Consider the following 22,940-nt stretch of genomic DNA (forward strand, 5'->3'; position numbering starts at 1 on the left):
GGCAGTTTTCCTATAGGAAAACTGCCTTTTAACATGACTTTAAAATTTTGTCAATATTTTTTTATGTTTAGGGCCTTTAGGTTTGCTGACCCCATTTGAATGTCATTTGAGAGTTTTATGTTCAGGGTCTATATATTGGCTGACCCCGTTTCAACTGAATTCATCATCGCATCCGTTTTTGGAAAATATAAATTTCCTAATATTTTCTTTATATTCTTTGCTAATTGTCTGAAAAGTTTAAGGAAAGTAAAGTTATATGTACTTTACGTTACGATGCTCCTGTAGCCAGACTAGCTTTTCTTTGTCTTCGACTTGCGGCCCGATCGCCCGTCTAAGCGAAATAGCCAAATCATTAAGGCCACCACGCCCACTTGCAACGCAAAATTAGGTAAGGCAGAGTCAACTTCTCGACCGGCGGCTAACTGAGCTAAGAAAATCACAGCGCCGATAAAACCCGAAGTGCCAAAGGCTACATAGATAAATTTCCGCAACCCTCGGTAGGGTGCAGCAGCTTCTGCTTTGAGTACTGCATATAGTTCGGGACTGATAGATTCAGGTTTTTTGGGCTTTTGAGTGCGATCGCTTGGAGTGGAGTCTGCCATAAACTTCTATTTGGATAAAAATAGCTCTGCGTTACCATACATCGTCTCTTGTCACAGCGGCAACGTCCAGAGGTCAGACTTTACTCCCTTCCCGCTCAAGGAATATGTATGCTTTGGGGGGAGTGGGGGAGCGGGAGAGTGGGGGAAAAAAGAACAACAGGTAACTTGCGATCGATAATCTTACGGCGGGAAGAGAGTAAGTTTACTTCATACAACTGCAAGGCGCTATAAATAAACCTTTTGGCAGACACGGCATTTTGTACTACATATATAATACAAGTACCCCAGCAAAACATTATCACAAGATCTGGGATTGGTCGTTATTCCAAACCCACTGCATGGCAACATTTCGAGATATTGTCAAATATTATCGGCCTTACCGAGCGATCGCACTTTTGAGTATTGCAGCAGCCAGTATCTTTGAAATCGTAGACCTGGCGGTTCCCTATACCATTGGGCAAATTTTAAACGTCCTGTCAGGACAACCGCTGGATGCGCTACTGCAAAAAGCGATCGACACAGCATCTGCACTCACCGGAATGCCTGCCAACAAGCTTTTAGCCTTGGCAGTGCTGCTGAGCGTCATCTTTTTCGTCACCGTTGTCAGAGCCCCCATACAACCTTGGATAAGTTCCTGGTTTCATTGGGATATTGCCCTGCGTTCTCGACGCGATTATTCCGGTAAAGCGATCGAAAAAGTTCTGACGTTACCCCTGGAATTTTATGACGAAAACAATCCCGGACGCATTGCCGGAAAAGTAGCTAGAGGGATTGCCAACCACACCTGGAGTTATCCAGAAATAGCAGGGCAACTAATTCCCAAACTCTGCCGAGTTATAGGAATTTGTGTAATTATCTGGCTGATAGAATGGCGCATAGCCATTTTGTTTTTCATTTCCTTTGTATTTATCCTCACCTTCAGTATCAAAGACTTGAAGACTATTATCAAAATCGAAGAGCGGTTGGATAAATACGCAGAAAATACAGAAAGCCGAAACTCCGAAATAATTACGAACATCAAAACAGTTAAAGCATTCGCTACCGAAAAGCAAGAACTAAAACGACAACAGTCACGTCTGGAACGCGAATTTAAAGTAGTTGACTATCGAGTTCACAAAGGTTACGTCAAGCTAAACACTTGGCAAAGGACTGTCATTCAGTTCTGCGTTTTCACAGTGCTGGGTTTGACTCTTGCCGCTACGGTCGGGGGTAAAATTTCATTAGGGCACTTTGTCACGACTTTAACTATTTCCAGTATGGCTTATGCCGAGTTGGAACCTATCAGTAACCTTGCGGAAGTTTTTGCCCGTCGCTATGCGTCTATGTTGCGGTTTCACGAATTTATGCAGCAGCCTTCTGGCGCAGACTCCAAGGGAGTTTTGCCATCGCAAATCCTGTCACCCAGCACAGCGCCTTATAAGTTTACAGGTAAAGTAGAATTTTGCCAGGTTAGTTTTGGGTACGATCCCAGCCGTCAAGTTTTACAGGATATCAATCTGCTCATAGAGGCTTGCCAAACTGTAGCGCTAGTGGGCCGATCGGGATCGGGTAAATCAACATTAGTGAAGCTGCTGTTTCGCTATTTTGAACCGAATCGAGGGCGAATTTTCATCGATGGGGAAGACATTCGCAGCTTGGATGTTACAGCATATCGGCACAGATTGGCGATCGTCCATCAAGAAGTGGATATCTTCAACGGTACCTTACTAGATAACCTCAGATATGGCAATATCAATGCCTCTTTGGAGCAAGTGCAAGAAGCTTGTCGCATTGCCAGACTGGATGAGGTTATCCAGCAAATGCCCCAAGGTTACCATACGATTGTGGGAGAGCGGGGAGTACGCTTATCTGGCGGACAGCGACAGCGACTGGGAATTGCCAGGGCGCTTTTAGTCGATCCGGACATTCTGATTTTCGATGAAGCGACATCTAGCTTAGACTACGAATCAGAGCGATCGATTCAACTGGCAATGCGTAGCATTTTGGGTACTCGTACTGCGATCGTCATCGCTCACCGACTCAGCACTGTTCGCGAAGCAGACAAAATCGTCGTTTTGGATCGAGGACAGATAGTCGAAGTTGGTAACCACGCAGAACTTTTACGCCAAGAAGGTATTTACCGACGTCTGCATTCACTGCAAGAAACGGGAGAGCTGCTTTAAAGTAAAAAGTAAAAGGAAAAAGGCGATCGAGAAATATTTTCCTTTTGTCTTTTCCTTTCTTTCTCAGGTTTCTGTCTGGGAAAGGCTTTTTGCGTTTTAAAACATCTTGTGATTTCTTTACCCGTTCAAACTTACATTCTGGCTACCTCTGCAACTGGCCCTCTGTTGGGAAATATTTGGCTCGACATTGCGGTATTGGCATTAATGCTTTTGCTTTCGGCATTCTTCTCAGGCTCCGAAACGGCGATTACAGGACTCGATAACTTCAAACTCAGGGCTCTAATTAAAGAACAGGGCGATCCGAAGCGGATTTTTACCCTGGTATTGGAGAAACGCGCCCGGTTTATTACGACCCTTTTGGTGGGTAACAACCTGGTGAATAACTTTTCTGCCATACTCACCAGTAACTTATTTGTCTTGTGGTTGGGCAATGCGGGATTGGGTATTGCCACTGCCGTTGTCACATTTCTGGTGCTGATTTTTGGCGAAGTTACGCCTAAATCTTTGGCGATTACCCATGTCATGCCTTTTTTCAGGCTAGCAGTTCGCCCGGTTTACTGGCTGTCGATCTCTCTATCACCGATAATTTACGTCTTTGAAAACATTGCCCAGAGCGTAATTCGTTTGTTTGAAGGCCCAACTGTTCAGCAGGGAGAATCTTTGAGAGACCTCCAGTTGATGATTGAGGTTTTGGGCGGTAAAGGTCATTTGGACTTGGATAAACGCCAGTTGCTTAACAAAGCTTTAATGCTGGATAACCTCAGCGCTCGCCATCTCGTCAAACCTCGGATTGAGATGCGGACAATTTCTCATATAGCGACTCTTGAGGATTTGGTCAATTTGTGTTTGGAAACTGGATATTCCCGCATCCCCGTGCAAGAGGAATCAAAGGATGAGATTGTCGGAATTATTCATCTCAAGCGAGCGCTTCAGCACTTAAATCTCAGTCAAAAAGAAGGTCGCAGCCAATCGCCCGTTACCGCCGCAATGGATTCGCCCCTATACGTCCCCGAAACAAAGCGAGTTCCCAATCTGCTTAAAGAGATGCTTCAGATGCGCCTGCATATGGCCATTGTGGTGGATGAGTACGGCGGCACTGTGGGATTAATTACTCTGGAAGATATTTTGGAAGAGCTGGTAGGGGAAATTTATGATGAGAGCGATTTCCCAGCGCGGTCTAATTCCGTTAAAAACTCGCCTGTGCAACGCGATCGCGCTCGTGCTGGCAGTGGATAAACGTGGATAAACACCCTCCCAGATTGATTCTTGAGATAGCTGAGTAAAAATTTTCAAAAAAGACCTTGCATTTCCAGATGCTTGTGCTAATATAAATAATCGTGGGTAATAAGGGTCGGTGCCCGAGTGGTTAATGGGGGCGGACTGTAAATCCGCTGGCTATGCCTACGCTGGTTCAAATCCAGCCCGGCCCACCACGAACCAAATAATACGAAGCAAATAAAAAGTTAATGGCGACGAATATTATACATTGCCATTTGATTTTTGACATTTGAATGCAGTATTGCCCGTGTAGCTCAGTGGTAGAGCACACCCTTGGTAAGGGTGAGGTCACGAGTTCAATCCTCGTCACGGGCTTAAACAAATCAAGAAAGTATACGAATTTGCTGATTGGTTAGGGATTTACATTATATAACCATATTAGTTGCAAGGTGGTGATAATTTTGCTTAGGCAAGTGGAAGTTGCTTAATTTGATAATAGGTAAGTGGGTGTAAATAAATTAAGGATAATTTGTAGGGTGGACAGTGGCCACCATTAGCTCAGATCGAGGGTTATAAGAATTTTGGTGGGTACTGGCCACTCTACGTTTAATTCTGCCCACCTATACAAACATATTTTTTAGCAACGAACGATGGCTTGCATAAAGCTGGGTTATTCGGGAGACTATGTTCTTCGCTCAGTAAAACGGGTGCGGCAGGACTCGAACCTGCGACTCGCAGCTTAGAAGGCTGCTACTCTATCCACCTGAGTTACGCACCCAATTGTCTGTGTGCCTATATTATCAAAATTGATAAGATTTGTGGTGCGATCGGATCGGAAAAGTCAACAGATCGAACTTTTGCCACAACTGAGCGTAGAACAGCTATCCGATAGTTGTACACTAAAAACCAAGAGAATGAGCCTTGGATAAGATAGTGTGATATTAATTTGCGATCGCAGTTCAGCCGCACCTGGTAAACCAGCATTCTGCATATCAAGAGTGTCGCAGGCGTAATTACACTCAACGCCAAGAGCTGCACCGGAGGTTCTCACCAGGAGTCAATTGCCAGTGTCATGTTTATTCTGAAACGGCAGGATGTTGAAATAACAAGCGTTCAGCACCCAAAGCGGGACCAGCAGATTCCGATTCTCAATTATCAGGGGCAAACGTTTCGCTTAATCAGTGTGTTCAGAGCGAACCAAGAGGAAGAAGCTAAAGCCTTCTGGCGGGATCTGACGGATAACCGAGGGAAAGCCTGTGTGCTATTGGAGGAACCAGAACGATATAGTGTCTGGGGCAAGATCCGTTTAGATCAGCTCGCTGGCGATGTCGCTGGCGATGCGAAAACGACTGCTTTCACCCAAGCCTGTCTGTTGCTGCTCCAAGGGGTTTATATAGACATAGAAGATCTCTTAGGAGCCAGACAGGCGGGATTGTTTCAAAAAAATCTCACGGAAATACTTCAACAGTGGCGCTTTCCACAGGCAGACTCTCCCCAAGCTATCAATAACCTGCTCACAATGGACCCGCTGAGTACCAACCAGCTTCCCCCTTGGGAAGAACATCATCTAATTACCCTGTTGCAAGAACTTTATCGTCTTGGTAAACAATATTTCGGAAACGCCAGCTTCGTCAGTCGAGCTATGGACACCCTACAAGACCTGCCAGGATCTGAGCAGACCCAGTTTATCGAATGGTTGAATCAATCTCCCCTCGGTAAGCTTTGGCAGTAGCCTTGTAAAGGTGCCAAAAAAATGCAATGACTTGTAGTAGAGCGACTGAGAAGAGCACACCTGGGATAAAATATCCGATCTCAACAGCGGTCAAAAACTGATTGACGTCTGTGCTTTCCATTGCCAGCTATTTCCTCTATGAATCCCTATGAGCAACTCTTCGGATAAATCATCCAGTCCTAAATCCCTTTTGCCAGTAAGGACGATCGTCCTAGCCGGAATTGCTTGGGCAGTCCTAGCGCTTTTGTTTTTCTTGCTATTTAGCATTACACCATCAGGAGAGGAGCGTCCGTTTTGGTACTTAATCGGTACATACGTTTTTGAAGAAGTCGCATACCTGTCAGCAGCCATATTATGTTTTAGAAATTGGCGCAGTCCTCAGATTGTCAGCGGACGTCAGGTATGGCTGGGATTTGGTCTGGGGATGCTGTTCTATTTCCTGGGAAACTTACTGTTTGGCTATTGGGAGCTGGCTTTGGGTCTAGAACCCGATATATCTCTAGGAGATCTTTTCTTTATTGCCACTTATATTTCTCTCGGTTGGGGAATGATACTGGCAGTCACCTCTAGGCGACTGAATTTGGAAAAGTGGCAGTGGGGAATCGTCGCAGCGATCGCAGCCATAGGCATTGTCATGGCTTACTGGATATCTGCCCCCAGCATTTCCGCAGCCCAGGCAGCACCTCCACCATCAATAGTTGCACAAGGCTCAACAACTGCATCGCCCACTGCCAAACCGGTCTCAAAACCACCTGCGGCACAGCAGAAACCAAAACCGACACCAGCAAATCCTGCCGGCCATTCCAAACCAGCTGCACCGACATCAGAATCTTCACCTTCTTGGATCGAGCAGATGGACAAACAATTACAGCCTCTTGTTCCTTGGGTGAGTTTGTTTTATGTGGTTTGTGATGTTGCCCTTTTAATTCTTGCCACAATGTTATTACTAGCCTTTTGGGGGGGTCGTTTTTCCCAGTCGTGGCGGATGATTGCAGCAGCAGCCTTGTCTCTGTACATAGCCGATATGTGGTTTAAGTGGGCTGAAAAACAACCAAATTACGAAAGCGGTTCTCTGCCAGAAGTTTTCTGGGTGTTCAGCGGCGTGCTGTTTGCGATTGGAGCTGCCCTGGAATACGATACATCAAGTCGTTCCCGCCGGGGTGCTGGGCGTAGGCGTACTTAGGGGAAGTCAAGCGTTATGACCGCTAAAAAATTAACACAAGCAGACAAAGCTGAAATACTTAAGCTATACCGAAATCCAGAAGAAACAACCTCAACACTGGCTCGCCGTTATGATGTCAGTCACTCTACCATCAGTCGCTTACTCAAAAGTACTTTGTCACCGGATGACTACGAGACGTTAATCCAGCAAAAACGCTCGATGCGTCCGCACACAAGTATTGCTGAAGCAGAAGAGTCGATCGACACCGATCTTAGCGAACAGTCCCAAGCAGAACTATCCCTATCTACCGCCAGAAGACTGCGTAAGCGCTCTTCAGCAGGATTTTCTTCTCTAACTGATGCAGAAGAAGCAGAAGAAGCAGAAGAGATACTTCCACTCCTAGATGTTCCTGCGGCAAGGGTCTCTACTCCTGAAGACGATCTCTTGGATGAAGCTTATAGCACAGAAGCCAGCACTATCAAAGAAATGCTAGGAGAAGATCTCCTAGATAATGAAGAAGATTTGGCAGATTTGGATGAAGATGAAGAAGACCTCGAAGATCTAGAAGACCTAGAAGACTCTGATGAAGATGACCTGGATGAGGAAATTCTACTCCCAAAAAGACGAGTACCAAGCAATGCCTTAGTTCAGGTTTTGCCCCTATCGGAAGCGTCTTTTCCCAAACCTTGTTACTTAGTAGTAGACCGTGCGGCGGAATTGATTACCCGACCGCTCAAGGATTTTGGCGATTTGGGTCAGATTCCCAAGGAAGAAGTGCAACAGCGAACTTTACCTGTTTTTGACAATCACCGGGTAGCTAGACGTTTTTCCAATCGCGCCCAGCGGGTGATTAAAGTTCCTGATGGCAAAATGCTTCAGAAGGCTTCTCCCTATCTGAAAGCAAAAGGAATTACGCGGTTGCTCATAGACGGTCAAGTTTATTCTCTCTCCACAACTTAGACTGTTTTAGGCTGGGAATTGGCTGGAGCAGCGGTTTTTCCCAGTGCTTAAAGTTTTGATAATTTAATTGGGGCTACCTTATGGCTAGCGACTCCATTCGGTCTGGAGGGCCAGTCTAGTAAATCTATTGACAAAAAAATCAACATATGTATTGTGTCGTGGCGATCGCACAGTCTGCCCAAGCCATGAGGATTTGGGCGACAATCGATCGCCATGCTTCACCCAGTCACAGTCTGTACAGAGATTCACATTTAGTTGATTTTGTCAAATACTTTGACTGGACTAGCGCTGTACCTACAGGGCTATTGTTCCGTTTTTCAACTTTTTGAAAATATTTGTAACATATACTACTAATTTGATAAAATGACCTGTGTTTAAATAGTAAAATTTTCCTTAAGGGATCGCTATTTATTTCCAGTAGACCCTTATTTTAATCTACTGGAATAAAATTTGTTAATTTATTGGTATCGCTATTGTGTCGTTTTAAAAAGCGCTGTGTATATCGGATTAGTCAAACTTGATTCGACATACCTTCCATACAAATAACAGATAGAGCCAGAGGAAATATGAAAGTTACAGAAATAGTAGAACTTTACCAAGATGGAAACAGAAACTTTGCAGGGATAGATCTCAGCGGAGTAGACTTAGCAGAAGTAACTTTAGTAGGTATAAACCTTACAGGCGCTAATCTGAGAGGCGCTAATCTGACTAGGGCTTCCCTCAATAAATCAGACTTGAGTGGAGCTTTATTAAATTGGGCTAATTTAACATTTACCAAACTGGGAGAAGCCAAATTAGTCGAAGCAGATTTAATGAAAGCACAAGTCAACGGCGCTGTCTTTGTCAAATCAAAACTACCAGGGGCAAGATTGAGCGGTGCTAATCTCAAAGGAGCCAACTTTCGAGGCGCTAATCTCTGGGGTGCTAATCTCTGCGGAGCTAATTTGCAAGATATCAATTTGCGAGGAGCAAACCTCAGCGGTGCAAATCTTAACTGGGCTAATCTACAGGGTGCGAGATTGAGCGGTGCTATGCTGTATGGAGCTTTGTTAAACGGTGTCAACCTCAACAGTGCATTCTTAAATGGAGTAGATTTGAGTGGCGTTGAGCTAGATGGAGTTAATCTTAGCGAAGCTAAACTCAGCGGGGCTAACCTAGAAGGAGCTAATCTGATGGCGGCAGATTTAACGGAAGCTTTGCTCCGGGGGATAAACTTGATAGGCGCAGATTTGACGGGAGCGAATCTCACAAGAGCTTATTTGGAAAAGGCCAATTTAAAATGGACAAGGTTAACTCAGGCAGATTTAACCGATGCCGATCTCAAAGATGCAATACTGACAGGAGCAAACTTTGATGGCGCTAAATTGACAGGCACGATTTTACCAGGAGGAAATATAGAGCATATGTACTTGGCTAGAAGAGATACAGCTGTATAATTTTAAGCAAAAAGTGAAAGCTTATTTTATAATTGATGTTGGCCAACGCAATTGGAGATGATGGATAAAGAATCTGCAAAAGTGGGCTATGGAGTGGTTCTCGTAACGGCTGGTACACGAGAAGAAGCTGAAGCGATCGCACAAAATTTAGTAGAATCAAAACTGGCCGCTTGTGTCAGCTTATTTCCCATAAAATCGATCTTAATTTGGTCAGGGCAGTTGCAAAAAGAGGAAGAATGGCAACTGCTGATTAAGACAGATTTGGCTAAATTTGAAACTCTGGAAGCAAAGATTAGAGAACTGATTTCTTACGAAGTTCCCGAAATTATTGCTTTGCCATTGGTTGCTGGATATGCACCTTATTTGGCGTGGATTTCGGAACAGGTAAATTGAGTTTCAAACATCATAGAAGATAAAACTACTAAAAAGGAAATCCCCATCAATTTTATAGCCAAAGGAGCAGAAAATGGGGCGTTACGATAATCTCAGCAAAATAGAGCAATTAGATCCAGTTAAGGATCGTTCAGAAATTGTCAAAATTATGGTTAGTTATGAGTTCCCTTGGGACTTTCAGCGAAGTTACATAGAACTGGCGTTTGTGAGGGCTTTTGCCAGCCCCAGGATAGCTGGTTTAGTAGCAAAACGCGGTTACACAAAGGCACACACTCAAAAGCGCTATGATGATAGCTCAATTTTGATGTTTGAAATTATCAAGCATGGCTATGATAGCGAACAAGGTCGTGCCTGCATTGAACGGATGAACTACATTCACAGTCATTTTCCGATAAATAATCAAGACTTTATCTATGGTATAGCTACTTTTATATTAGAACCTATCTACTGGAACGATCGCTTTGGCTGGCGACGAATGTCAGAAAACGAACGGCTTGCGTGGCTAAACTTCTGCCTGGAGATTGGTAAACGAATGAAAATCGAAAATTTGCCTGATTCTCTAGAAGGAATGGAACGTTTTAAGCAGGAATATGAAGATAAGTATATTTATAATTCTCCTGCTACTAAAGAATTGTATGAATTGTTTGTTAACCTAATTTCTAGTTGGTTTCCCCTAGTTCCTAAAAAACTGGTTGAGTTAGTATTTCGTTGTATTATAGATGAGCGATCGCGAAAAGCTTTTGAGATCGAAGCACCTCCGACTGCGGTCAAAAGCTTTGTAGAATTTTGTTTGCACGCACGCGCTTGGGTGCTGAGTTACTTACCGCCACGCACTAGATCTGGTCTATTTGTCGATCGTCCTTCGCGTTCTTATCCTGCTAATGACTACGATGTGACAAAATTGGGGCCACCCGATGAGAATTTGAAGAAAAAGATTTCTGTGTGAATTTCTCTGACTACGGGGGGAAAATCCACCCTATCTCTGGAGTGCTTGTTGAAAAGTCTTAATTGCATCAACATGATTCACCATATTGATACAACGTAAAAACAAGTCGAGATCGATTCCTTTCACTTCCTCACTACTGGAAATTTTTTCATAGTAAAGTTCATTCCCCTCTCCCCGCAGGTGATAAACCTCTAATACTCCATCTTCCCAAAACCAAACTTCTTTTATTTTCAGCCGTTTGTATACTTCTAACTTGTTGATACCGCCACTGGAAAACACGACTTCGATCGCTAAATCGGGACGCACTCGACCGGGAGCAAGTTTATAAGATTCATCTGCCTCTCGCTTGACGCCTGCTGTTTCATTTTCCAGGGTCATTGAGCCAGTGGGAGTAAAGTCAAATCCTGCTATAAGTAGGTATTGCTCTAATAATGCGCCAATCCTTTCTTTAATAATTTCTTGGGCTTCGCCTGACCTTCTTCGTATTTCCAAAACTCCATCTAGGAAAGATAGTCGATAGCCTGGACGGTCTAACAGTTGCTCAACTGCTTTGAATTCTCGCCAGGTGAGTCCCTCGAATAAAAGGGGCGATTCTTTTGGGGGTGTTGCGATCGCTGTTGGGGTCATTTGAGTGTCCCTACCGCTTATATTTAAAATATTTTAACGGTGGAAGCAGCGCAGGATGAGGAAGGTTATCAGAGTAACCAAAGCACCTATGCCTAAACTGCCAAAAAAGACACCGAATGGGTGTTTAGCTAACGGAGGTTGGGCGAGGCTTACGGCTGCGGTAACTTGACTGGCGGCGAGTCCGATACCTGCGGCGGCGACGGTTTTGTTGAGGGTGCGATCGCTTGCGGTTTGGCGGATGTTGCTGGTTCCTTCTAGGGTACGAATTAGATTTTCTAGTAAGGTTAATCCGGTGCTGAGGCTGGTATAATCGGCTTCTACTTGTCGCAAATAGCGTTCTTTTGCAAAGTCACCAAATTCTATTAAAAAGCTTAAATTTTTTTGTGGATTTTTATCTTTTTCTGCTAGTCGTTTTAGGCGTTGTTGATAATTTTCGATGTTAATATCTAGGGTGCGACTTTGAGCGTTTAATTTATCTAAATCTATGGCATACTGAGCAAGTGTATTGAAAGTATTATTTAGAGTAGTTTCTAATTGTTTTAAATCGGATTGGGCGGGCTGAATTTGTTGATTAGAGGGAACGATCGCGCTGACAGAATTTTTAACCAAGAGATAATCGTTTTTCAGGGCATTTTTCGGTTTATGACTTTGGGCGTAAGACCAAATAATTTTATGGCGATAGCTGAATAGGCGGATTAAATCTACATAAATGTCTGCCATTTTTTGGCGGATGGTATCGATTGAGAGGTGATGGGGAAATAGCCAGATTTGCAAATGTTCGCTTTCTTGTTTCAGGTTTTCCCAATTAGAAGGAAACTGCCACAATTCAAAAACGGTTGCGCCAAAATAATTGCCTTTGCCCCAGAAATCGCGATTCCAATCTGGGTTATTTGAGAGTTGTTTATAACATTCTTGGGCGATAATGTCAAGCTTGGTTTCATCTTGAATATCCTGGTCAATTTGTCCCCACATCAGCCAGGTTTGACCGATTTTTCCCCTCACGTTTTCGCCGCCAATATGTTGCAAAATTGTTTGTTTCCGTTCGGTTAAAATGGCGATTTCTTGAGGCGTATCGTTGAGGATTTGTTTGCCGTCGGCGTAGTCACCAGAACAATCTACTTGCAGGGCGTAAGTATCGCCTAACTGGAGGGGATAGTAATAACCATCGAGGGGAAGTTCAAAACTTTCTACTTGCTGATTTTCTAGGAGTTGGACGAAACTGGCTTCGGCTTTTTCTCTCTTGGCGAGTTGTCGAAAGAATGCTTCATCTAGGTATTTTCCCGAACTATTTAGTTTATCATCGTTATAAATTTTGTACCAAAAATCCCAGCGATTTTGGTGGATTTTTTCCTCAGATTGACCTAACCCTTCTCGGAGGTCGTAGAGAAAGAGGTCAAGCGTGGGATAAATTAATTTAATCGGTTGATTCATCGGTTAAAGTGTGGGAGTTCCTGGCACTAAATAGCGGATTTCTTGGATTTCTTGTGCTGCTTTTACGGGATCGGGGGAGGTTAAAACTTTCTGGGTAATTTCTAAGAGTTCTTCGTCGTTTAAATCACGAGAAATATTTTCGATTTCCTTAGCGCGATTTTCTGCGGCTTCGTTTACATTTGGTTTTAGACCTTGTTTTTGGACTGCGGCAGGGTTGAGCAAGGCTTGGCGGTTTTTTTGGTAATATTCATTGAAGATAGAATCGCTTTTGGCTAGGGTATCGAGTTGAGCAATGTTATCGGAAATTGCTGCGGCTATTTGGTGCAATTTTGTGGTTTGTGACTCTGATAAAGGGGAGTTTTGTTGATATAAAGCAACCAGGAATGCTTTGAGGGTAAGTTTAGCAGAAGGTTTCATAGAAATTAGGCGTGACCCGTAATGGTAAAAGCTGCCCAATGGTAAGGATGGGTAAATGGTTGGTGGTCTGCTTCCATTGTATTCGCTCGGTTGAGGGCATCTTGTAAGAGTGAACGCAGGTTATTATCTGCATCGGCGGGGAGGGATGCTAAGGTTTGGGCATAAAAGCTTTGGATATCACCCCAAGTTGCCTGTCGCAACCATTTTTGGGCATTTTTCAGGGCGACGGGTTCGGCTAGACCTAACCCCCCCGACCCCCCTTCCCTGCGAGGGAAGGGGGGAGTATTAGTATTACTCCCCTCTCCTGCAAGGAGAGGGGCTGGGGGAGAGGTCAACAGCTGGTAAAATTTCATCATTATCAAGGCATTCGCTTCTGATTCCACCGTCCACAGGGTACTGACGACGTAGGTAACTCCGCGACTGAGAAATGCGCTGACGAGTCCGACATATTCGGTGGTGATGCTTTGGTTGCCTGTAATGGCGGTTTCGCAAGCAACAAGGCAGACGAGTTGGCAGGGATGGAGGGGGATTCGGACAATTTCTTCTATCGTAAGTGTATCTTTGCGGCTGAGGGCTAAATAGGATTTTTTCGGATTGAAAAAGTTGTAGGTTCCATGTCCGGTGAAGTGAAAGATTGAGTAAGGTGAGGCGAGGGCGGTTTTGATGGCTTCGGCGGTAGCGTCGCTATCACTGAAGCGTTGGGGATTTTGAAACAGTTGGGATATTGCGGTTGATTGAATTTCGGCGTAGGCTAAGTCTTCAAAACCTTCGCTGTCGGGATGTTCTACGCTTAACAGTTTGCCTTGTTTTTCTGTCTTTTTCCCTTGTGGGATTAATCCAATTTTGGCACTCGGTAAATAGGTAATGGTGAATTTATCGGCAAATAGGGCATGAAGGGGAAAGCGGTGTAAGTCGCGGTGGGGAATTAAGATTAAATGGGTGATTCCGGTAAGGGTGGATTCAATTTCTGGGATGTGGAGAATTTCTTTTAGTTGCCGTAACTTTTCGGGTAAGTTATCGCGCCAGTTGGATGTTGTTTCTGTTTCGGATTTCTTATCTTTGTATTCAACGTATTGTTGATTCCAATCTTTCACCCATTTTTCAAATTTTTCTAGGCGTTGTTCCAGAAACCCGGTTTCTCCAAGAAACCGGGTTTCTAGGGTGTGTGGGGTTTCTCCATTTTTAAGAATAAATGTAGTTAAGGCGGCGGGGCTGAGATGCCAGTAAACTATTGCGGTTGAGGGCTGCAAAAGTTGTTCAATTTCGGCATAGTTGGGAGATGTAATTTCATCGCTATAGGCATAGAGTAGCCAAGAGAGGCAGGCATTTTTTCCGGCTTCTGCGGTTTCTAATGCTGGGATGATTTGCCCAGATTGGATGGCGATATCAACCGTTAATTGTTGGAAGCTGGCAAATTTGAGGGCGAGTTGTTCTTTCTTAGCAGGGCTTTTAGGTTCAGCTAGTAAACGCCGCAATAAATCTGTGGCAAGTCGTTTTAATTCTTCTGCTTCAGGGATTTGCCTTAATCCTAACAAGGCTATGATTAAATCTTGCAAAACCTCTAAATGCAGTTCGGGAAAAGCATCTGAAGTTAAGGTTTTGAGTGCTTGATGATAACTGGTGACGGCTTTTTTCCAATAGGATTGAGAGGCAGAGCTTTTTCCTTGGATATAATGAGCATTACCAATTCTGTGATGTAACATTCCCCAGCCTTCAGGGTGTGTTTCTTGGGGGCAATGTTTCAACCCTTCTTGATAACATAATAACTTCCCTTCATAGCCACGCTGATTTAAGGTGGGATTCGGTATCACGGCAGGAGATTGGGGAAATTGCATCTGTAAAAAGACAGCAGCTTGAGAATTATAGTGAGGTGAATTTCCCGCGTCAATACCTCGATTAATCCAGGCTTGGTGTAAGTCAGGTTTAATTGCCAAAGCTTTGTCAAAAAATGCGATCGCTTCTTCAAATCGTCCTAAGTTACCTAGCGCCAATCCCCGGTTATTCCAGGCTTGGAGATAGTCAGGTTGAATCGCCAAAGCTTTGTCAAAAAATGCGATCGCTTCTTCAAATCGTCCTAAGTTATATAGCGCATTTCCCCGGTTATACCAGGCTAGGTGAAAGTCAGGTTGAATCGCCAAAGCTTTGTCATAAGATGCGATCGCTTCTTCAAATCGTCCTAAGTTATATAGCGCCTCTCCCCGATTAATCCAGGCATTGTGTTTGTCAGGTTGAATTGCTAAAGCTTTGTCATAAGATGCGATCGCTTCTTCAATTCGTTCTAACTTACCTAACACATTTCCCCGGTTATACCAGGCTTGGTGAAAGTCAGGTTGAATCGCCAAAGCTTTGTCATAAGATGCGATCGCTTCTTCAAATCGTCCTAATTTAACTAGCGCCATTCCCCGGTTACACCAGGCTTCGTGTAAATCAGGTTGAATCGCCAAAGCTTTGTCATAAGATGTGATCGCACCCTGAAAATCCCCTCTACCCAATTGCAGATTACCTGGTAACAGTAACAGTAAATCAGCGATATCTCTCTCTTGTAGAAAACCTTGCAACACTAACAGTGCATCATCTGTTGTGACATCTGCCTCTATCACTTCACCGGAAGTAACATCATCTAATTGGGGTACTTGCGCCAGTAACCGCCTACCAATTTCCCCCGCCACTTCTCCCAATTCCTTATCGTAAACTTCACCCAGCAACACCATTCGCCGCGCCAACTCCTGATGCTGTTCCGGTGTCGCCTGCAAATTTTCCGCAAAGCGATGTAACCAAGCAATTAATTCAGCATCGCCAATGTTTTTTGCAATTAAAAAGCCAAGAATATTCCCCCGACTCCACCCTTGATTCACCCCTTCCAGCAGTTCGCTAAATATCACTTCATACTCAATATCCGTCCGCTGGGGTTTACCTCCCTTCGCTTCTACGGGGGACAAAGAATTTTGCTGAGTCCCCGTTGGCGGAGAGGTTTGGGAAGGGTTTCTGCTCGAAATCCCCAATAAGCGCCGAAAAACCCGTTGTATCGACCGCCAAAACCGTCGCAGCATTGCTGGTATCCTTGCACCGCACTTTATTGGCAATTGTAGCGAAATTTAGAAATGGCTAAGTTTGGATAAATTAAAGCTTTTTAATAAATTGAAATGAAGATCGAAATGTGATCGCACTCTTCCCGACGAAACAAGAAAATATGCGATCGTATTCCTCACCCCGTTATCTCCCAATCTTCTATCCTCAATCCTTGAACTCGGCTAAACTCTCCCGTATTATGAGTTACTAAAATTAAGTTATTTGCAAGTGCGATCGCCGCAATTTGAAGATCGTAAGGGCCAATCGGAGTTCCTAAAACAGCCAGTTCAGCGCGAACTCTTCCCGCGATATTAGCGGCTCTTTCATCAAATGGTAAAATCGAAAATTGATTAAATAAACGAGCCAATTTAGCCAGATTAGCTTCTTGCTGTGAACTTTTATAGGCACCATAGTAAAGCTCTAACTGAACAACCGTAGATAAATAAATATCTGATGCTGGCGTTCTTGATATCCGCTGAGCTATTTGCACTTTACTATTATTCAAAAGGTGGACACAAGTATTAGTATCTAAAAGATATGTCAAGCTAATTCCTCCCGCGTTTCATACTCACCTTGATTCTCTCGTACTAAAGGTTCTCCTACCCATCCGCCTACTACTTCTTCAAAAAAACCAGGCGCATAGCCTAACTCTTCTGGCGTTTTCTTTGGTGCTGGGGTGACAGGTTGAATAGTTACTGTCACTTCTAGATCGGCATCTTTAAATTCTGTTGGTACTTCTATTTGCAATATGCCGTCCGATCCGACATGGGAATGAATTAAAATTTTATGTTCCATTATATATCTCTCCTTTTGAAGTAAATTGTTAGAATGCGATCGCTTTTTTACTCTGACCGTTATCCACTCTATTTTCTTGATAGGAAACAAATCTTTTGGCGTATGTACGAATCTGCCAAGCAACATCTTCAGCAGTTAAGCGATCGCGTAAATCTGAAGGTATCTCACTTCCCAAATCTTCTAGTGCATTGAGAAGACCGATCGCTAAATCAATATTGTTAATATCGCAGCTTCTCAGACGATTAATCATTGGATCGATCGCTTCCTTAATTCCTGCTGCTGCGAGAGAAGTTGCAGCCAAGCAAGGGTATTCTTCATCTTTAGCAACAGCCTCTAACAAGCAAGAAACTCCTAGTTTAGAACCGAATCTTAGAAGTATAACCGCTGCTAAAATACTCGTTTCTGAATTATCCGATTCTTTCAGAAGTTTTTCCAGAGGTGGAACAACTACTGAACCTAAATGATATAGTCGTTCTGCCATCAAAAAACGGTGTTGGCTTTTCCTAAATGCTTCGATCGTTTGAACCGCCAAAAAATTAACAATTTTTCCAGCTTGTTCTACTGCAATTAGTTGCCCTTCTGCGTCAGATGATTGTAAATTTTTAAGTGAGATATCCACATTAATGTCGCTCATAATATAACCCTATGCGATCGCCTTTTTATTCATGTAACATCTTCCCTCGGAATTGTCAGCAATACATCGCAATCTCGCGCCGCTTCAGCCAGCTTATTATCGATAGTAGCTAATAGTAAGCCCTCTCTGATAGCTAGCTCCAGATAAGCAGCATCATAAGCAGCTAGATTATACTGACGACCTAATTCCCAAGTAGTGTTGATAGATTCTTGAGTAGTATTCGCATCTACTACAATCCTTAAGGCTCTTAGCATTGCTAATCCTTCCGAAACGTTAGCTTCTGTTAAGCGTCCCCTACGTTCTGAAACCAGAAAACAGTTGACAATTTCTAACCAAAAAATCCAAGGAACAACCGCTTCAGAATCTTCGGCTAACAAATCCAAAATAGCTTCAGCTTGAGCGTTACTCTCATCTAGCATACACCAACTAATTGCTACCGAATAATCTAAAACAAAGCGTGTCAAAACCTGCGCCCCTCTTCTCTCATTTCTCTAATAGACATATCACCCGCAGATATTTTTCCCCGAAGTAATCTAAATTGTTTAATTACCTCAGTCGGCTCTGATTTTTTTTCTGTTGGCTCGATATTAATACCTTTAGAAGCTGCACGAGCGATTATTTGCTGACGCATTAAATCAGCCTTTTTTCTAATTGCTTCCCAATCATCTGGTAAAGAATTAATTTCGGATCGCGTAGCCGTTTCTAGGATATGTTTTAACTCAGCTTGCAGCGATCGTCCATGTTCCTTAGCTAGCGCCTCTAGTTTCTCAAGCAACGCTGGGTCTAAATCTTCGATCGTCAATTGAGCCATTGCTTTCACCTCAAAGCTGCGGGAAAACTATAGTATTAAAAGCCGATAGTGGGATTTGAACCCACGACCGCTCGATTACGAATCGAGTGCTCTACCACTGAGCTATATCGGCACAATTAGATATTGTAGCACAGTTGCCAGAAATTAGATCGATAAACTCAATTGCGATCCATCTTGAGTTTTGGCAACTTCGATCCGCGCTTGGAACGCCTCTTTGAAGGATGGCATATGGGTGACGGTGAGGATGCAGGCGAAATCGGAGGCGATCGCATTTATTGCTGCAATCAGGCGATCGCACCCTTCCCGATCCTGCGTCCCAAATCCCTCATCCACAATCAGCATTTGCAGCGCCGTACCCGCTCTTTGCGCCAGCAATCTCGCCAAAGCTAGCCGAATCGCAAAATTAATCCGAAAAGCTTCTCCACCCGAATAAGTTTCGTAAGGACGAGTCCCGCGAGCGTCAGCGATCAAAATGTCCAGCGTGTCAATAATTTTAGCGGCTTTTTTAGCGGAAGACCGACCGCTGCGCCCAGCTTTTTGGGTGACAAACTGAACGTGCAACTGATTGCCGCTTAGCCGCGCCAAGATGGAATTCGTTTCGGCTTCCAGCTGAGGCAAGATATTCTCAATCATATAAGTCTGGATGCCGTGTTTGCCGAAAGCTTTACTCAATTCCTCGTAAACGCGATATTTTTTGCGAGTTTCCGCCAGTTTTTGCACCTGTTTGTCATACTGAGCCTGAAGCGCTTCCAACTGAATCGATCGCTGTTGCAGCCCTCCCAGTCTAGCCAGGTATTCATCTAACTGGGTGCGTCTACTGAATATCTGCCTCTCCAGAGTTTGAATTTCCTCGGTAGCATCGGGAATCGTTTGAATTTGCTTGACAAAAGACTCGATTTGTGCATATTGAGTTTCGCGATCGCCTTCCCGCACCTCCAAAACTTGCACCAACTCCTGGAAGCGCTGACAAAGTTGAGGATATTGCTGCTGCGCCTGACACAATTCCTGATAGCGCAGTTGCCAAGATTGCGCTTGGCGCAGCGACTTGCGGATCGTGTTGTGGCGATCCAAGTTGTAGTCAATTTCCCTAACTTCCAGATCTAACGCAGCAAGTCGGCGGGAAAATTCCGAATCAGTTTGTGCTTGCTCAATTTGGCGCTGAATTCCCATAATTTGCACCAAAAGCTCCGGCTGTCGCGCTGAAACCTGAGCTTGTCGCCGCTGTGCGTCCTTGATTTGTGCCTGCCGAATTTCCGCCCAACGCCAGCGTTCCACCTCATTCCTCGCTAAAGCGTGGTTTTTCTCATCGTAATTAAGTTGTTGCAGATTTTGTTCCAGCTGCCAAAGTTCCTGCTGTACATCGGCGGCGTAGTCTCCAGTTTGGATCGATCGCTCAATCTGTACCGCCTCCACCTTCAACTGTTGCAACCGATTTTGGGCATCATCGGTAGCAGCCAATTGCGCCTGCAACTGTCCCCTCTGCTCCCGCAAAGAATCGTAGGGAGCCAATTCCTGAGATAATTTCTTATATTCCGCCCGTAAAACCTGCAATTCCGACTCGCACGCAGCCAATTGCTCTCGCACTATCCAGAATTGCTGCTCTATATCCTTTTGCTCGATTTGGGTTTTCTGCACAACGCGATTCCAGTGATGTTGGTCGAGAGGGCGATCGCACAACGGACAAATCGCATCCGGCGTTTGCAGCATCTGGAGTTTTTGGGTTAATTCTCCCAACTGTTTCTCATATTCCCGCTGATTTTCCTGAAGCCGCTCCACAAAGCTGCGGCGTTCTAACCCTTTCTCCTGCACTCGCTGCTGACGAACTCGTTTTTTCTCCAAATTCTCAATTTGAAAGCCAACATCCATCACCGCCTGCTGCAACTGCGGCTGACGTTGGTGTTGAGATTGCAGTTGGGAAACAGAAGACCGCAGTTCGTCCAATCGCGCACTTAATCTAGCTTGAGCGCGTTCCAGTTGATTTTGCAAGTGGTGCTGGCGTTGCAGCAACGGACTCACTTGCAGTTGCAACTTATCCATGTGCGTCAAATGGATGCGAGCCTGCTGCAATTGTGCCAAACCTGCTTCTACTTCCGCAGATTGATTGAGAATTTGCTGAATTTCCCGCTCCTGTTGACCTAACGCTTCCAATTGAGCTTGTGCTTGTTGCAGCTGCTTATTGAGTGCGTCGATCGCTAACTGCTGCTGTCTTTCCAGCTGTCGTCGTTGCTCTTGTGCGGCTTGATGAGCCTCAAATTTATGATTCAGGCTTTCTTCTTGGGCTTGCAAGTTTTGAAAATGGCTATATCCAGCCGTTATTTCACCTTCCTGTTGCAAGAGAGCTTCCAATTGTCGTTGCTGCTGCTGGATTGCGGCTAAATCTTGTTGGAGGCGATCGCAATCTTGAGTTAAATTTTGATATTGTTGGCGATGCCAGGTGAGCTGCTGTTCCCAAGTTCGCCGTTGGTGCTGCATTGCTTGCAGTTGTTGCAGCCGTTCTGTATCTTCTAGTTGTGCTTGTTGGAGCAACCTCAGCTCGCTTTCCAGAGTAGCTTGTGCTTGTGCGATCGCTTCTCGCTGTTGCAACTGGATTTGATGAGATTCTAGATCGCGTTCTAACTGCTCCGCCTGTCCCTTGAACTGCTTGGACAAATCTTTGGCTTGTTCCGCCATCACTTCGTACTGATTGAGTTTGAGCAACTCAGCCAGAATTTCTTTGCGTTCGCTCGGTTTTTTGAGCATGAATTCATCTGCTCGCCCCTGACGCAGGTAAGCTGAATTAATAAAAGTTTCGTAATCCAGCTTCAGATAATCCACAATCAATTGCTGAGTCGATCGCATCCCTCGCTCAGTCAACGCCCGAAAGCCTGTTGGCGTCTGCACTTGAAATTCTAAAACACCCCCACCACCGCGACGGCGAATGCGAATCACCCGGTAAGTTGCGTCTTGATTTTTAAATGTAAAATCAACCTGGACTTCATCAGCCCCCGCGTGGATGACATCATCTTCAGTATTCACGCGGCTTTCGCCCCAAAGCGCCCAAGTGATAGCTTCTAACAAAGATGATTTACCGGCACCATTAGAACCGCAAATACAGGCAGTATGCAGCCCGCTAAAATCGAGGGTTGCCTTGCGATAGCTGAGGAAATTCTTGAGGGTAAGTTGGAGGGGTATCATTTAAATGATATTGCGCCACACACATATTAAACAAATACCAGTACAAATGCACTGTTGTACAGTCGGTCAACAGAAAAAATGAGGATTTTAGCTTAGGGAAACTTGAGCGATCGGGCTATGAAGAAATACTTAGGACAAGAGCTAGCGCATCGGTAATTGCTTGCATGGCTGTGTCAGAAAGCGTTCCAACTTGCTGGATGAGTCTTTGTTGCGAGACGGAACGTACCTGAAAAGTATCGGCTGCTGAGATTTTACTTAAACAGTTTTCGGCAGATGGTTCGAGTCGCACCATCCAAACTCTCTCAGTAAAATCTTCTTTCCATTCTGTGATGGGGACAATTACCTTGAGCCGCAAAACTCCAACTGTATCTTTGCTGACGATAACAGCGGGGCGAGTTTTACTGATTTCGGCTCCCATAGTAGGGTCTAGGTTAACCAACCAAATCTCTCCTCTACGCATGGGAATCTATTTCCGCAAAATCTTTATGTGTAGATTCGGAAAATTCCTCACTGTCGAGAGCAGAGAAAGCAGTTAACTCCTCATCTTGTAAATAATCCAGTATTGCCAGTTGAGCTGCCATCGCGAGTTGTTGCTCTTTCTCTTCAGGAGTTAGGGATTTCCATTCTTCCCGTGCCATACGTAAGGCAACTTTAGCAATGGTTAGGCGTTCTGCGTTAGTTTGGTGCTTAAGCGCTGCCAAGATTTCTGCTTTTGTCATAAATTTTCCTCAGTGTTGGTGATGCGATCGCACTAACTTATATCATCCTAAAATAAATAAAACCCGCCAGAGCGGGTTAAGTATCGAACTATTGGGAAACACAAAAACGAGATCGAGCGCTGCGATCGCATCTATTAACTTTTCGGTATCATTTCCAAAACCCGATTCACAAACTCTTGATGATCCACCACCGGTTTGGGAATATAGCCATCCGCATGACTTACTTCCAGTAAATTTTCGCGATCGCCCTCATTGGCGTGGGCTGTAACTAAAATCACCGGTAAGCCAGCCGTTTTGGGATTTGCCTTCAGCATTTGAGTAATCTGGAGTCCGTTCATCGGCTTGCCCTGGTAGTAACTATTACTCAGAGAAACATCCATCAGAATGATATCCGCTTCCCCAGACTGGGCAATTTGCATCACTTCTTCCACATTTTCCGTATGAAGTACGGCTAAGCCACCGCGCTTAGTCAAAATCTTAGAGAAAACTTTAACGTTTATTGCTTCATCTTCAACAATCAGAGCCGTTGTCATAACAGAGATCCCGATACAATTGATTTCAAATCCTGACAAGACCAGCATTACAAGCCGATGCTAGCGTCATGTTTGCGAATTGTTTGTACAATGTCAGTCTTTGCTGACTGAGCAAACAA

23 protein-coding genes and 4 tRNA genes are annotated in these 22,940 nt (G+C 44.5%); 11 read left to right on the forward strand and 16 right to left on the reverse strand.

Annotated elements, in window-relative coordinates:
- Positions 1 to 290 precede the first annotated feature (290 nt).
- Entirely contained in the window at positions 291 to 602 is a 312-nt protein-coding gene (locus ACE1CD_RS03890) for a DUF3493 domain-containing protein (protein WP_374790803.1), read from the reverse strand.
- A 338-nt stretch (positions 603 to 940) separates the two neighbouring features.
- Between ACE1CD_RS03890 and ACE1CD_RS03895 the strand changes: the two genes are divergently transcribed.
- From ACE1CD_RS03895 to ACE1CD_RS03910, 4 genes are all read left to right on the forward strand, one after another.
- Positions 941 to 2,764 (forward strand): ABC transporter ATP-binding protein, encoded by a 1,824-nt coding sequence (locus ACE1CD_RS03895; RefSeq protein WP_374821736.1) that lies wholly within the window; start codon positions 941 to 943, stop codon positions 2,762 to 2,764.
- A 108-nt stretch (positions 2,765 to 2,872) separates the two neighbouring features.
- Positions 2,873 to 4,000, forward strand: a complete 1,128-nt coding sequence (locus tag ACE1CD_RS03900; RefSeq protein ID WP_374821738.1) for a hemolysin family protein — start codon at positions 2,873 to 2,875, stop codon at positions 3,998 to 4,000.
- Positions 4,001 to 4,112: 112 nt separating this feature from the next.
- A tRNA-Tyr gene (locus ACE1CD_RS03905) sits at positions 4,113 to 4,197 on the forward strand.
- A gap of 88 nt (positions 4,198 to 4,285) precedes the next feature.
- Positions 4,286 to 4,357 (forward strand) — tRNA-Thr (locus tag ACE1CD_RS03910).
- 329 nt (positions 4,358 to 4,686) lie between these two features.
- On the opposite strand, the gene ACE1CD_RS03915 is transcribed toward ACE1CD_RS03910, so the two are convergent.
- Positions 4,687 to 4,760, reverse strand: a tRNA-Arg gene (locus ACE1CD_RS03915).
- 294 nt (positions 4,761 to 5,054) lie between these two features.
- Here ACE1CD_RS03915 and ACE1CD_RS03920 point away from each other — a divergent pair.
- From ACE1CD_RS03920 to ACE1CD_RS03950, 7 genes are all read left to right on the forward strand, one after another.
- Positions 5,055 to 5,714 (forward strand): Npun_F0813 family protein, encoded by a 660-nt coding sequence (locus tag ACE1CD_RS03920; protein WP_374790809.1) that lies wholly within the window; start codon positions 5,055 to 5,057, stop codon positions 5,712 to 5,714.
- A 148-nt stretch (positions 5,715 to 5,862) separates the two neighbouring features.
- Positions 5,863 to 6,897: a hypothetical protein gene (locus ACE1CD_RS03925; RefSeq protein WP_374790811.1), complete on the forward strand. Its 1,035-nt coding sequence runs from the start codon at positions 5,863 to 5,865 to the stop codon at positions 6,895 to 6,897.
- 15 nt (positions 6,898 to 6,912) lie between these two features.
- The gene (locus ACE1CD_RS03930) at positions 6,913 to 7,836 is read left to right on the forward strand and encodes a transposase (protein WP_374821741.1); all 924 of its coding nucleotides are present in this window, start codon (positions 6,913 to 6,915) and stop codon (positions 7,834 to 7,836) included.
- Between the two features lie 146 nt (positions 7,837 to 7,982).
- Entirely contained in the window at positions 7,983 to 8,165 is a 183-nt protein-coding gene (locus tag ACE1CD_RS03935) for a hypothetical protein (RefSeq protein WP_374821744.1), read from the forward strand.
- Positions 8,166 to 8,402: 237 nt separating this feature from the next.
- Positions 8,403 to 9,272, forward strand: a complete 870-nt coding sequence (locus tag ACE1CD_RS03940; protein WP_374821746.1) for a pentapeptide repeat-containing protein — start codon at positions 8,403 to 8,405, stop codon at positions 9,270 to 9,272.
- Positions 9,273 to 9,332: 60 nt separating this feature from the next.
- A complete protein-coding gene (cutA, locus tag ACE1CD_RS03945; RefSeq protein WP_374821847.1) occupies positions 9,333 to 9,665 on the forward strand; it encodes a divalent-cation tolerance protein CutA in 333 nt (110 codons plus the stop codon).
- 73 nt (positions 9,666 to 9,738) lie between these two features.
- Positions 9,739 to 10,611, forward strand: coding sequence for an oxygenase MpaB family protein (locus ACE1CD_RS03950; RefSeq protein ID WP_374821749.1), 873 nt, complete (start codon positions 9,739 to 9,741; stop codon positions 10,609 to 10,611).
- Positions 10,612 to 10,641: 30 nt separating this feature from the next.
- Here the strand turns inward: ACE1CD_RS03950 and ACE1CD_RS03955 are convergent, their stop codons facing one another.
- The 14 genes from ACE1CD_RS03955 to ACE1CD_RS04020 all read right to left on the reverse strand — a co-directional run bounded on the left by ACE1CD_RS03955 (position 10,642) and on the right by ACE1CD_RS04020 (position 22,821).
- Positions 10,642 to 11,238, reverse strand: coding sequence for a Uma2 family endonuclease (locus ACE1CD_RS03955; RefSeq protein ID WP_374821751.1), 597 nt, complete (start codon positions 11,236 to 11,238; stop codon positions 10,642 to 10,644).
- A gap of 33 nt (positions 11,239 to 11,271) precedes the next feature.
- Positions 11,272 to 12,669, reverse strand: a complete 1,398-nt coding sequence (locus tag ACE1CD_RS03960; RefSeq protein ID WP_374821754.1) for a hypothetical protein — start codon at positions 12,667 to 12,669, stop codon at positions 11,272 to 11,274.
- A 3-nt stretch (positions 12,670 to 12,672) separates the two neighbouring features.
- The gene (locus ACE1CD_RS03965; protein WP_374821757.1) at positions 12,673 to 13,086 is read right to left on the reverse strand and encodes a hypothetical protein; all 414 of its coding nucleotides are present in this window, start codon (positions 13,084 to 13,086) and stop codon (positions 12,673 to 12,675) included.
- A 5-nt stretch (positions 13,087 to 13,091) separates the two neighbouring features.
- On the reverse strand, positions 13,092 to 16,025 hold the full coding sequence (locus ACE1CD_RS03970) for a tetratricopeptide repeat protein (RefSeq protein ID WP_374821760.1): 2,934 nt from the start codon (positions 16,023 to 16,025) through the stop codon (positions 13,092 to 13,094).
- Between the two features lie 266 nt (positions 16,026 to 16,291).
- Complete coding sequence (locus tag ACE1CD_RS03975; protein ID WP_374821763.1) at positions 16,292 to 16,699, reverse strand: type II toxin-antitoxin system VapC family toxin; 408 nt, start codon at positions 16,697 to 16,699, stop codon at positions 16,292 to 16,294.
- A complete protein-coding gene (locus tag ACE1CD_RS03980; protein WP_374821766.1) occupies positions 16,696 to 16,950 on the reverse strand; it encodes a hypothetical protein in 255 nt (84 codons plus the stop codon). The genes ACE1CD_RS03975 and ACE1CD_RS03980 overlap by 4 nt, the downstream gene beginning before the upstream one ends.
- Before the next feature lie 28 nt (positions 16,951 to 16,978).
- Positions 16,979 to 17,584: a hypothetical protein gene (locus ACE1CD_RS03985; protein ID WP_374821768.1), complete on the reverse strand. Its 606-nt coding sequence runs from the start codon at positions 17,582 to 17,584 to the stop codon at positions 16,979 to 16,981.
- 29 nt (positions 17,585 to 17,613) lie between these two features.
- On the reverse strand, positions 17,614 to 18,048 hold the full coding sequence (locus ACE1CD_RS03990) for a type II toxin-antitoxin system VapC family toxin (protein ID WP_374821771.1): 435 nt from the start codon (positions 18,046 to 18,048) through the stop codon (positions 17,614 to 17,616).
- Positions 18,045 to 18,395, reverse strand: coding sequence for a hypothetical protein (locus tag ACE1CD_RS03995; RefSeq protein WP_374821774.1), 351 nt, complete (start codon positions 18,393 to 18,395; stop codon positions 18,045 to 18,047). The genes ACE1CD_RS03990 and ACE1CD_RS03995 overlap by 4 nt, the downstream gene beginning before the upstream one ends.
- 40 nt (positions 18,396 to 18,435) lie before the next feature.
- Positions 18,436 to 18,507, reverse strand: a tRNA-Thr gene (locus ACE1CD_RS04000).
- A 32-nt stretch (positions 18,508 to 18,539) separates the two neighbouring features.
- The gene (gene sbcC, locus ACE1CD_RS04005; RefSeq protein ID WP_374821777.1) at positions 18,540 to 21,569 is read right to left on the reverse strand and encodes an exonuclease subunit SbcC; all 3,030 of its coding nucleotides are present in this window, start codon (positions 21,567 to 21,569) and stop codon (positions 18,540 to 18,542) included.
- Between the two features lie 115 nt (positions 21,570 to 21,684).
- Positions 21,685 to 22,029: a type II toxin-antitoxin system PemK/MazF family toxin gene (locus ACE1CD_RS04010; RefSeq protein ID WP_374821780.1), complete on the reverse strand. Its 345-nt coding sequence runs from the start codon at positions 22,027 to 22,029 to the stop codon at positions 21,685 to 21,687.
- Positions 22,022 to 22,288 (reverse strand): hypothetical protein, encoded by a 267-nt coding sequence (locus ACE1CD_RS04015; RefSeq protein ID WP_374790850.1) that lies wholly within the window; start codon positions 22,286 to 22,288, stop codon positions 22,022 to 22,024. The genes ACE1CD_RS04010 and ACE1CD_RS04015 overlap by 8 nt, the downstream gene beginning before the upstream one ends.
- Before the next feature lie 134 nt (positions 22,289 to 22,422).
- Positions 22,423 to 22,821: a response regulator gene (locus ACE1CD_RS04020; RefSeq protein ID WP_374790852.1), complete on the reverse strand. Its 399-nt coding sequence runs from the start codon at positions 22,819 to 22,821 to the stop codon at positions 22,423 to 22,425.
- Between the last annotated feature and the right edge of the window lie 119 nt (positions 22,822 to 22,940).

Source organism: Aerosakkonema sp. BLCC-F183, from assembly GCF_041929145.1.
In the GTDB taxonomy this organism is placed as follows: domain Bacteria; phylum Cyanobacteriota; class Cyanobacteriia; order Cyanobacteriales; family Aerosakkonemataceae; genus Aerosakkonema.